We start from the raw sequence: 10911 nt of genomic DNA, 5'->3' as shown, positions 1-10911 counted from the left end.
AGATATCGCAATCCACACCGAACCCGCAGGCCCTTCACTCTTCAACGATCCACAGACCGTGTCGCCCTGCGTTCTCAACGTCCGTGGTCATTACAACTAGGGCCTGTATGGACTTCGGATCTTCAGGTGGGTTGAAGGCTTCGGATCCATAAGATGGCTCCGCGTAGATGAAGGCCCGCGAGGTAGCTTTCGGGGTTCTTGTCGAAGCGGAAGGCCAGAGCGCGCCGCTCCTTGATCCGGTTGATGCACCGTTCGGCCGTGTTGCGCTGCTTGTAGAGCTCTGCATCATGGCTGACCGGGCGGCCGCCACGGGAGCCGCGGTTCTTGCGGTTGGCCGCCTGGTCGGTCTTTTCGGGGATGACGGCCTTGATGCGGCGCCTGCGCAGATAGCGGCGGTTGCCGTGGGAGGAGTAGGCCTTGTCGGCGGCCACCGCGGCCGGGCGGGTGCGCGGAGGACCGACGGGCAGGCGGACCTTGATCCGGGCCAGGACGGCGCGAAACTGTGGGCTGTCGCCGGCTTGGCCCGGGGTCAGGACGAAGGACAGCGGACGGCATCGCCGGTCGGTCGACAGGCGGACCTTGCTGGTCGGCCCGCCCCGAGAGCGGCCCAGCCCGGCCACCTTCAGCCGTATTCGGCGCCGCAGTCGTAACCGCCGGCGTCCGTCCCCGTCCCGGTCTTCGCCGGGTTCGCCGTCCTGGGGGTTTTGCCCCTTTGACGCAGCCCCTTTTCCTGTTCGGCGGCCTCTTCCAGTGCCTTGACCACCTCGCCGTCCAAGATCATTCCGGCGGCGTGGTGGTGGGCGCGGGCCGTGGTGGAGTCCACGCTGACCAGCTCAAGGTCGGCCTGCCCCCGGGCCGCGGCCTCGGCGATCACCGCCTGCATCAGCTGCTCGAAGATCCCGGCCGTGGCCCACGACCGAAACCGGTCGTAGACGATGGACCAGGGGCCGTACTCCTCAGGCAGATCCCGCCACGGACTGCCGGTACGAAACCGCCACATCACCGCGTTGAACTGCTGTCGCAGGTCCGGGATCGGGCCTCGCTCACCCAAGGGCAGATGAGGATCGATCAAGGACCATTCCTCGTCAGTGAGATCTCCACGCGCCATGACGATGGCCTACCAGGACCGCAGACCACCGCGCAGGCGAATCCCGCTGATCTCAACCCCGTACAGGCCCTAGGAGCCCTGGTCGCCGACCAGGGCCGCGAATCCGTCCAGATGGCGGGCCAGGCCGTACTCGAACAAGACGTCCAGATCGGGCGCCGCATCGCCCGAGATCGTCGCCAGGAGGGGGAATCTTCCGTCGGCGAGGAGCTCCTGCCGGCGCGAGCGCTCGGCTTCCGACCAGCGCTGCAAGGTCATGCCCGTGTTCCGCTCGGCCTCGGCCTCGGCTGCCTTGGACAGCCCGACGGTGACGACGAGCGCGTGCAGGGTGAGCGTCTCCTGGAACCGGACGTCCATGGGGAGATGGAGCTCCTCGAGCGCCCGCAGGGTCCACTCGGTGTGGGCCATCATGTTGGGGGCCAGAACGGGCCGGGTGAACGAGACGACATGGGGCAGCCACACGTGCCGCCGACAGAGCCGCCATTGCTGACGGGCGACTAGTTCGAGCTTGGCGCGCCACCCCTGCGGTCCGCGCTCGGGCAGATCGAGGTCGCCGAACACGATGTCGGCCATCTGGACCAGCAGTTCCTCCTTCCCGGTGACATGCCGGTACAGGGACATCGGCCCGAGCTCCAGCTTGGCCGCGAGCCGGCGCATCGACAGCGCGTGCAGCCCCTCGGTGTCAGCGAGGTCAACGGCGGCGCGGAGGATGCGCGTCCGGAGCATCTCCTGGTCGGCCGATTCGGCCTGTCGCGCGGCCGTGGTGTCGCGGTGCTGCGGGCGAGCGGGCCGACGGCCGGCCTGGGAGCTGACCACTGTGCCCGAACCGCCCTTCGTCTCAACGAGGCCCTCCTCGCGCAGAGCGGCCGTCACCTTGGTCGCGGTCGCGATCGCGACGCCCCACCGCTGCGCGATGGCCCGGATGGACGGCACTCGGTCGCCGGGGCGGAGATCGCCGCCGTCGATCCAGGAGCGGATCTCCGCGACGATCGCCCGGTAGGGCGGCTCCGGGCGCTGCGTCGATGGCACGTGATCCTCCGGTCCGACGGGGACATGGCAGGTATAGCGTACTAGTTCACTTTGTCGCTTGCACTAGTTCACTTTTGCTCTCGAACGTGCTTCCACGCCCTTACCGTGCCCATACGGTGTACGCACAAGGCGAAGATACGCCGTAGTCACGAACGTGGGGGAAGGACGAATGAAGAACAGGGACATCCTCGTGTCAGGGGGCGGCATCGCCGGGGCGGCTCTGGCGTACTGGCTACGCCGGTACGGATTCCGGCCGACGGTGGTGGAGCGTGCGCCGGCGCCTCGCACGGGCGGTCACGCCGTCGACATCCGGGGCACCGCGCGGCAGGTGATCGAACGCATGGGCCTCGTTCCGCAGATCCGCCACGCTCGCATCGGAGCCCGCGGCATGGCCTTCATCGACGAAAGCGGCAAGCGGGTGGCGAGCCTGGGCACCGACGTGTTCGGGCCGTCCGGCGGGCCGGTCGCCGAGTGGGCGCTCCTGCGCACCGACCTGGCCCGGATCCTCCACGAGGCGATCCGCGACGACGTCGAGTACGTCTTCGACGACGCGATCACCGACGTGCTGCAGGACGAGGACGGCATCACAGTGGCATTCGAGAAGGGGGTCTCCAGGCGGTTCGATCTGCTCGTCGGCGCGGACGGCGTCCATTCCAGCGTGCGCCGGCTGACGTTCGGCCCCGAGGACCGTTACGTCCGCGACCTCGGCTCCTTCATCGCGCTCTTCTCCGTCACGTCCGAGGTGGATCTGGACGGCTGGCAACTCATGTACACCATGCCCGGTGGTGACGGCCGTGCCGGCAGAACAGCGGGCCTGCGTCCGCTGACCGAGCCGGGCAGGGCCCTCGCGGGGTTCTTCTTCCGTGCCCCCGGGCTCGAGTTCGACCGGCGAGACGTCGCCGCGCAGAAGCAAGTCGTCGCGCGCACCTTCGAGCACGCGGGATGGGAGGTCCCCGCTTTCCTGCCGCAGATCTGGGACGCGTCCGACTTCTACTTCGACCGGGTCGAGCAGGTGCAGGTCGGCACCTGGTCGACCCGCCGGACCGTGCTGGTGGGGGACTCCGCCTTCTGCGCCTCTCCCATGTCCGGGATCGGCACCAGCCTCGCCCTGGTCGGCGCCTACGTGCTCGCCGGTGAACTGTTCAAGGCCAGGGGCGACCAGCGGGTGGCCTATGCCGCGTACGAGAGGGGCATGCGCGAGTTCGTCGACCGGGCCCAGCACTTCGCCCGGACCGCCGGCGACGGTGGCCTGATGCCGGACACGCGGGCACAGATGTGGCTGCGGAACCAGTCCGTACGACTCGTGCGCTACCTGCCCAAACGCCTGGTCAGCCGAGGTCTGGAGTCGGTGGCCGACACCGTCGCGCTCGACGACTACGCCGATCCGGCACCCCACCGGTCCATCAAGCACTGAAGGAGAGCACCATGCGCGTCAGCACCTTCCTGTGGTTCGACGGCCAAGCCGAAGCCGCGGCCACCTCCTACACTGCACTGTTCGCCGATTCCGGGATCATCGACATCGAGCGCACCGCGGACGGTCGCGTCATGACCGTCGTCTTCCAAATGGCCGGTCAGCGTTACATCGCTCACAACGGTGGGTCCCGGTATCCCTTCACCAGGGCCTTGTCGATGTACGTGGAGTGCGACGGCCAGGAGGAGGTGGACACCCTCTGGGCGGGCCTCACCGATGGCGGCGAAGAGGGGCCGGGTGGCTCCCTGGTCGATCGTTTCGGGGTGACCTGGCAGGTCATGCCCACGGCCCTGCGGGAGCTCCTCCAAGGCGCCGAACCGGAGGCCGCCGAACGCGTCCTCACCGCCCTGCACGCCATGACCAAGATCGACATTCAGGGACTGGCCGACGCCCATGACCGGTGATCAGCGCGTACGGGCAGAGCAAGCGATGCGCACGGACATCCGGCCGGGCCGCTCCCGGCCCGGCCGCGACCGCCTGCGTGCCGCGTGGACCTTGGCGCTGCTGACGACGTTCTGCGCGCAGCCGACGTTCTCAGCGGTCGCCGTCCCGTTCACCTGGCTGCTCCTGCCGCTGTTGCTGGTGATGTACGGCGCCGGCGTCCTGCTCGTCCGCGAGGCGGTCGCGCGGGCCGGCGGCGGATGGACCAGCCTGGTGGTGCTCGGCCTGGCCTATCAGGTAGCCGAGGACGGACCCGGTCTGCAGGCCCTGACCAGCCCGCACATGTACGGCGCCGCCGACTGGGGCCTGCGCGCCCTCGGCATCAACTGGACCTATTAGGAGTCACAGAGCGGCGTCCACGTCGCGCTCAGCGTGCTCCTGCCCGTCGCGATCACCAACCTGCTCTTCCCGCGCCTGCGCGATCAGAGCTATCTGCGCACCGGCGGGTTCATCGTCACCGGCGCATTGGCCGTAGCCGGTGTGCTCGGGCTGAGAGTCGTCATCTCGGCCACCGAGGACCCCGGCAATCAGACCCCGTGGGGATGGACCGTCGCCTACCTGCTGATGATCGCGCTGCTGGCCTGGCCGGCCCTGCGCGTGCTGCCCCGGCGCCGGTCGCCGGACGGGGTCCGAAGCGACCGGCGGGCCCCACGGCCCGTCGTGGTCGGCATCGTCGCGGGGTATCTGACGATGGCCTTCCTGACCACGCTGCTGCCGCTCGGTCTCGGACCGGACCTGCTGTTCGGCGACATGATGTCGCCGCCACTTCGACTGTTCGCCGGGGCGATGACCGCGATCCCGTTCGGCTGGCTGGTCCTGCGCCGGCGGCGGTCGGGCGACTGGGCCGACAGCCATCGCCTCTGGCTGATCGGAGGCATCCTCGCCTCCCACACGGCGTTCATGATGCCCGCCTCAGCCACCAGTGCCGTCATCGGGCTGATCACCATCTGCCTGGAGGTCGTTCTGCTGTCGGCCCTCGGACGGCATATCCGGCGACCGCGGCCCCGGCGTAAGATCGCCGGGTCGGCGCCACCACGACCGCTGGATGGTAGATGAGGACGAAAGCCCGCTCTATCTCGGTGCTCCTTGCCTTACTCCTGACCTTTTTCCTCTCCCACACCCCCCAGGCGCACGCGGCCGAACCCGCGACCGCCAAGTCCGCCGGCCGCAAGTACGCGCTCCTGTCGGAGGGCACGGGCAAGGCAGTTGATCTTCGGCTCCATACTGTCAACTTCGATGCCATAGACGCGGGTATTTCGATATCCATCTAACTGACAGTGCCCAGGTCAAACGCAGGTCCTACTGTCATCTTCGCTGCTTCCAGACAGGTGCCGTCCCGGGCGACGGTGCACCGGGTGCTGGTGCGCCACGGCCTGGTGCAGCTCACACCCAGAGGCCGGCGGCGGGAGGACTAGAGGTGGAAGCCGCCGTGGTCGCACAGCAGGCCCGATTACGCGAATTGGATGCTCAGCACACCCCGGCCCTGCGCGAACGGATCGCCGTCGGCGCCGCGCAGCTGCGGTTGCTGACCGAGCTGCGCGACGGGCTGCTGGAGCGCAGCGCCGAGCGGGCCGACGAGCGGACCGAGGCTACCGATCAGCGCGCCGCCGCGGCCGCCACCGAACGTCAGGCGCTGCGCGAGGTTCGCGAGCACGCCGAGGCACGCGTCGCGACGGAAAAGGACGCAGATCAGGCCCGCGCCGAGCGCGACACGCTACGCGCGGAGGCGGACTGACTGCGCCAAGCGGCTGCTGAGCAGGGCGAGCGCCTAGCGGCGCGCGAGGGCGAGCTGACTCGCGCACTGGCCGAGGCCGTCGCCGCCGGGGAGCGGCTGGCGCAGGAACGCACGCACAGCACGGCCCTGGAGGTGCGGCTGACCGAAGCCACGGCGGAGGTGGCTGCGGCCCGGTAGGAGACCCGCGACCTCCGCGCTGAGGCCGCCACCTCCAGGGTGTCCGGGCGAGTGACGAAGTCCAGCCCGATCGCCTCGACCGCGGTGGAGGCGACCACCTTCAACGCCTCGGCCGCGACGGTGCCGAAGTAGGTGGCCAGCAGGATCTTCGGGCGGCTGGACAGCCCGCCCAGGCGGCGGTAGGCCCGCTCGAGTGCTTCGACCTCCCGCGCGCCGAGATCCCCGGCCAGTGCCGGCTCGTCCAGCTGCACCCACTGCGCGCCGGCTCCAGCGAGCCGCTCCAGCAGCTCGGCATAGACCTCCACCAGGGCGCCCAGCAGATCCAGCGGCACGAACCCCTCAGGCGAGCCCGGCGCGGCCTTGGCCAGCAGAAGGTAGGTCAGCGGGCCGACCAGCACCGGCCGGGTCTCGACCCCCAGGGTCTTGGCCTCGAGGTACTCGGCCACGGGCTTCGCCTGCGCGCCGTCGGCGAGCCGGAACCGGGCGTCCAGGGACAGCTCGGGGACGATGTAGTGGTAGTTGGTGTCGAACCACTTGGTCATCTCCAGCGCCGGGATGTCTGCGGTGCCGCGCGCCATCGCGAAATACCGCTCCAGGCCGGACAGCGCCCGGTACCGGTCGGGGACCGCGTCGACCATGACGCTGGTGTCCAGCACGTGATCGTAGAAGGAGAAGGTGTTCGACGGGATCGTCCCCAGGCCGGAGTCCCGCAGCTCGGTCCACACCGCCCGCCGCAGCGTCGAGGCCGTGGACTGCAGTTCCTCTTCGCCGACGCGCCCGGCCCAGTACTCCTCGGTGACGAATTTGAGCTCTCGGTGCGCGCCGATGCGCGGATACCCGAGGGTCGTCGTTGTCATGGCAGCTTCCCTCGCTATTGCCAGGATGCGGCCGGGCAGGAGGAAGAAGCGCACAGCAGGCAGGTCCTGCGGGCGCGTCCCAGGCCCTCCCACGAGGCCGCGAACCACCGCGCACCGGTCGGTGCACGGGCGGAAGGCAGGTCTTCGGACTCGCGGGCACCACACCTGAACAAGGCGTGACCTACTGACCGTCGCTTCCCAGGCCACAGGCCCAGTGCGTATGACGGCGGTCGTTCCCACTCACCGCTGCGGGGCAGTCCCGGATTCCCACCGGATTCCCTCTTACGACGTCCGCACCCGGTCGGGCACGGACGAACCATCCACAGCGGGATTCTAGCCAGCCGGTGCGCTGAGCGGACACCGCCGTCGTAAGGGTAGGCCGGTCGAACGGGCGCCTCCGTCGCGCTGACCGGCTGAGAAGAACCGTGCGGTGCTCCGAATGGGATTCACCACATCACCGGTATTCAGTGAATTGATGGCTTCGTGTAATGATGACGGAAAGGCGAGCGCGGTCGAGGAAGCCGGTGTGAATCCGGCGCGGTACCGCCACTGTGATCGGCGAGCGGATCCCCATACGGCCACTGCCCCACTCCGGGGTGGGAAGGCGGGGACGAGCCTCGACCCGAGAGCCAGGAGACTCACGCGGTCGCCTCCTCGACAGAACTGGGGCGGATCTCCCCGGAGAGGAGCGGGTCGGCGTGCCCGATGGGCCGATGAACAGCGCGCCGCGCGGCGGTGCCGCGTGGCCGGTGCGCCGACGCGTGCCCGGAGACGTCTCCCGGGCCGGTTTCCGCCGCCTTCCGACAGGACCGCCCCATGGTGCAGATTCCGTGAGAGGAACCATCCATGACGGGCAGACGCCCTTTGTCCCTGCTGCTCTCCGCCGTACTCCTCGCCGGCTGCGGCGGCGCGCCCGCTGAGGTCAAGGCCTCCGCCGCGGCGTCCACCGCACCGGTCGCGGGGTTCCCGGTCACCATCGACAACTGCGGCGTCAAGACGACGTACGAGCGCCCGCCGCGGCGGGCGGTCTCGCTCAACCAGCACGCCACCGAGGTGATGCTGGCGCTGGGGCTGCAGCAGGCGATGATCGGCACCGGCTACCTCGATGACAAGATCCTTCCCGAGTACCAGGCCGCCTACAACGGGATCAAGGTGCTCGCCAAGGGGTACCCCTCTCACGAGGCGCTGCTGGCTGCCGAGCCCGACTTCGTCTACGGCGGCTTCTCCAGCACCTTCGACGAGAAGGAGGGCCGCAGCCGCGACGCGCTGGGCAAGGCCGGGATCGACACCTACCTCAACATCGAGGACTGCCCGACCGGCCCGGTGACCCTGGACCTGATGGACCAGGAGATCCACAACGTCGCCGCGATCTTCGGTGTGCGCGATCGGGCCGATTCCCTCATCACCCGCCTGCGCGCGCCACTGGCACAGGTCAAGGAGAAGCTCGCCGGGGTGAGCCCGGTCAAGCTGTTCGTCTACGACAGCGGTGACAAGACCGCGTTCACCGCCGGCGGCAAGGGCGTCGGCAACGACGTCATCACGCTGGCGGGCGCGCGGAACCTGTTCGCCGACGTGGACAAGGCGTGGGGTGACGTGTCGTTCGAGCAGGTCGCCGAGCGGGCGCCCGACTGGATCGTCATCTACGACTACGGCGACCAGTCGGTGGCCGACAAGAAGAGGTTCCTGCTGTCGAACCCGGCGCTCGCGGACGTGCCGGCGATCAAGGAGCAGCGGTTCGCGGTGCTGCCGCTGTCGTCGGTCGTGCTCGGGGTCCGGGCGCCGTCGGCGGTGGAGTCGCTGGCCCGGCAGATCCATGCCGGCCGGTTCAAGTGAGCGAGCTGACCAAGGTCTCCCGGACCGCCGACGCCCGAGCCACCGCACCTCTCGCGCGGCGCCCTGGCCTGCCGTACCCGCTGGTGCTGCTGTTGTGCGCGCTGTTGCTGGGCGGGGCGGCCACGGCGGGGATCGCGGCCGGGTCGATCAGCCTGCCCGCCGGGCAGGTGTGGGGCATCTTGTTGCACCGGCTCCATCCCGCGCTGGCCGAGCCGGTCTGGGCTCCGGTCCGGGAGACCATCGTCATGGACGTACGGCTGCCGCGTGTGCTGCTGTGCGGGGTCATCGGCGCGGGGTTGTCGGTCTGCGGGATGGCGTTGCAGGCGCTGGTGCGCAACCCGCTGGCCGATCCGATGCTGCTGGGCGTCTCCTCGGGGGCCAGCGTCGGCGCGGTGGCCGTGGTGGTGTTCGGTCTGACCTTCTTCGGGGCGTTCTCGCTGCCGGTCGCCGCGTTCGCGGGGGCGCTGGCGGCGCTGGTCGCGGTCTACTTCCTGGCCCGGTCGGGCGGGCGGATGACCACGGTGCGCCTGGTGCTGGCCGGGGTGGCGATGGCCGAGGTGCTGTCGGCGGTCGCCAGCTTCCTGCTGGTGACCTCCAGTGACCCGCACAAGACGCAGTCGGCTGTGCGCTGGATGCTGGGTGGCCTGGCGGGGACGACGTGGACGATGGTGTGGGTGCCCGCGGCGGCCGTGCTGGTGGGCACCGTCGTCCTGCTGGGCGTCTCCCGCCCGCTGAACCTGCTGCTGGCCGGGGAGGAGGCGGCTGCCTCCCTGGGGCTGGACGTGCACCGGTTCAGGGCGGCGCTGTTCGTGCTGGTGGCCGTGATGATCGGCGCCATCGTCGCGGTCAGCGGCGCCATCGGGTTCGTCGGGCTGATCATGCCTCACGTCGTACGGCTGTTCGTCGGGGCCGACCACCGGCGGGCGCTGCCGGCCACGGCGCTGCTCGGGGCGGCGTTCCTCATCGTGGCCGACCTGGTCGCGCGGACGCTGATCGCCCCCGAGGAGATCCCCGTGGGGATCATCACGGCGCTGGTGGGCGGGCCGTTCTTCCTGTGGCTGATGCGGAGGCGGTCGTGACGGAAGAGGCGATGACGGAGCGGGCGGCCGCGCTGGCCGTACGGCAGGTTTCGGTGCGCATCGACGGCAAGGACCTCGTGCGCGATGTGACGCTGGAGGTGCCCTCCGGTGAGGTGCTCGGCCTGGCCGGTCCTAACGGCGCCGGGAAGTCGACCCTGCTGCGCACCCTGTACCGGGCGCAGCGCCCCACCTCCGGTCAGGTGCTCCTCGACGGGCACGACGTGTGGCGGATGCCGGGCAGGTGGCTGGCCCGCAGGCTGGCGGCGGTGCTGCAGGAGAGCGGCGGCGACTTCGAGCTGAGCGTCTACGACGTGGTGGCCATGGGCCGTACCCCGCACAAGCGCGCCTTCGACGGGGACGCCCCCGACGACCGGGCGATCATCGCCGACGCCCTGGAACGCCTGGACGTGGCCGATCTGGCGTACGCGCCCTTCGACCGGCTGTCGGGCGGGGAGAAGCAGCGGGTGCTCATCGCCCGAGCACTGGCGCAACGGCCGGGGACGATGGTGCTGGACGAGCCGACCAACCATCTGGACCTGCGCCACCAGCTCGACGCGCTGCGCCTGGTACGCGGCCTCGGGGTCACCGCGGTGATCGCGCTGCACGATCTCAACCTGGCTGCCGCGTTCTGCGACCGCATCTGTGTCATGCACGCGGGCGAGGTCGTGGCGCTGGGGACTCCACACGAGGTGCTGACACCGGCGCTGTTCAGGGACGTCTACCGGGTCGACGCCGAGGTCTCCGCACACCCGCGGACCGGCATCCCCCATGTGACGTTGACCACCGGAGGGAGCCATCCGATGACCTGACCTTTCTTTTCGAGTTCGCCGGGAACGTCGTCCGGCTTCTTCGCTGTGCGATTTTTATGAATGGAGCAGCAGCGCTATGGAATCACTTCGACCGGCTCCTCCAAAGTTGATTCTGAACGCCTTGCGCAAGGGGGCGGAATTCGGTTCCTTCTTCACGATCGACATCGGATCCGACAGCACCGACGATCACATCATTTTGGACTCCCCGTGGACTCCGGTGGGTACCGTGAAGGCACTGGAGAACGTAGGAGGGCCGGTGGATCGACGGGGCTTCCTGACCCCGCATCGTCCGGAGCGTTGGCCGCCATGGTCGCTCAGTGGGCCACAGCCCCGCACTCAGCCGCCGTCAGCACCTCGGGCCGCCGCATCGGCCAG

The 10911-nt window shown here is 69.5% G+C and carries 10 protein-coding genes, 1 pseudogene and 2 riboswitches; of the genes and pseudogenes, 8 read left to right on the top strand and 3 right to left on the bottom strand.

The annotated features are described in order from the left end of the window. Nucleotides 1-122: 122 nt before the first annotated feature. Both ACWDS7_RS42075 and ACWDS7_RS42070 read right to left on the bottom strand, forming a co-directional pair. Nucleotides 123-1108 (bottom strand): annotated as a pseudogene (locus ACWDS7_RS42075) (IS5 family transposase). Between the two features lie 69 nt (nucleotides 1109-1177). Further along, entirely contained in the window at nucleotides 1178-2134 is a 957-nt protein-coding gene (locus ACWDS7_RS42070; protein WP_451933837.1) for a TetR/AcrR family transcriptional regulator C-terminal domain-containing protein, read from the bottom strand. A 169-nt stretch (nucleotides 2135-2303) separates the two neighbouring features. On the opposite strand from ACWDS7_RS42070, the gene ACWDS7_RS42065 reads away from it, so the two are divergent. From ACWDS7_RS42065 to ACWDS7_RS42045, 5 genes are all read left to right on the top strand, one after another. Next, entirely contained in the window at nucleotides 2304-3548 is a 1245-nt protein-coding gene (locus ACWDS7_RS42065; protein ID WP_451933836.1) for an FAD-dependent monooxygenase, read from the top strand. A gap of 11 nt (nucleotides 3549-3559) precedes the next feature. Further along, on the top strand, nucleotides 3560-4009 hold the full coding sequence (locus ACWDS7_RS42060) for a VOC family protein (RefSeq protein WP_451933835.1): 450 nt from the start codon (nucleotides 3560-3562) through the stop codon (nucleotides 4007-4009). Nucleotides 4010-4034: 25 nt separating this feature from the next. Continuing rightward, a complete protein-coding gene (locus tag ACWDS7_RS42055; protein WP_451933834.1) occupies nucleotides 4035-4385 on the top strand; it encodes a hypothetical protein in 351 nt (116 codons plus the stop codon). A 33-nt stretch (nucleotides 4386-4418) separates the two neighbouring features. Beyond that, nucleotides 4419-5102 (top strand): hypothetical protein, encoded by a 684-nt coding sequence (locus ACWDS7_RS42050; RefSeq protein ID WP_451933833.1) that lies wholly within the window; start codon nucleotides 4419-4421, stop codon nucleotides 5100-5102. 361 nt (nucleotides 5103-5463) lie between these two features. After that, on the top strand, nucleotides 5464-5781 hold the full coding sequence (locus ACWDS7_RS42045; RefSeq protein WP_451933832.1) for a hypothetical protein: 318 nt from the start codon (nucleotides 5464-5466) through the stop codon (nucleotides 5779-5781). On the opposite strand, the gene ACWDS7_RS42040 is transcribed toward ACWDS7_RS42045, so the two are convergent. Then, nucleotides 5736-6815 (bottom strand): hypothetical protein, encoded by a 1080-nt coding sequence (locus ACWDS7_RS42040; RefSeq protein ID WP_451933831.1) that lies wholly within the window; start codon nucleotides 6813-6815, stop codon nucleotides 5736-5738. The genes ACWDS7_RS42045 and ACWDS7_RS42040 overlap by 46 nt on opposite strands. Before the next feature lie 118 nt (nucleotides 6816-6933). Further along, nucleotides 6934-7151: riboswitch (cobalamin riboswitch) on the bottom strand. 130 nt (nucleotides 7152-7281) lie between these two features. Next, nucleotides 7282-7475, top strand: a riboswitch (cobalamin riboswitch). A gap of 186 nt (nucleotides 7476-7661) precedes the next feature. Here ACWDS7_RS42040 and ACWDS7_RS42035 point away from each other — a divergent pair. From ACWDS7_RS42035 to ACWDS7_RS42025, 3 genes are read left to right on the top strand one after another with little or no spacing between them, the layout of a single operon-like run. Continuing rightward, a complete protein-coding gene (locus tag ACWDS7_RS42035; protein WP_451933830.1) occupies nucleotides 7662-8648 on the top strand; it encodes an ABC transporter substrate-binding protein in 987 nt (328 codons plus the stop codon). After that, nucleotides 8645-9727, top strand: a complete 1083-nt coding sequence (locus ACWDS7_RS42030) for a FecCD family ABC transporter permease (protein ID WP_451933829.1) — start codon at nucleotides 8645-8647, stop codon at nucleotides 9725-9727. The genes ACWDS7_RS42035 and ACWDS7_RS42030 overlap by 4 nt, the downstream gene beginning before the upstream one ends. An 11-nt stretch (nucleotides 9728-9738) precedes the next feature. After that, the gene (locus ACWDS7_RS42025) at nucleotides 9739-10536 is read left to right on the top strand and encodes an ABC transporter ATP-binding protein (protein ID WP_451933838.1); all 798 of its coding nucleotides are present in this window, start codon (nucleotides 9739-9741) and stop codon (nucleotides 10534-10536) included. The last annotated feature ends 375 nt before the right edge of the window (nucleotides 10537-10911 follow it).

The sequence above is a fragment of the Streptosporangium sp. NPDC003464 genome (assembly GCF_053588315.1).
The sequence above is the reverse complement of the archived record's forward strand: the minus strand, read 5'-3'. Positions and strand labels throughout refer to the sequence as shown.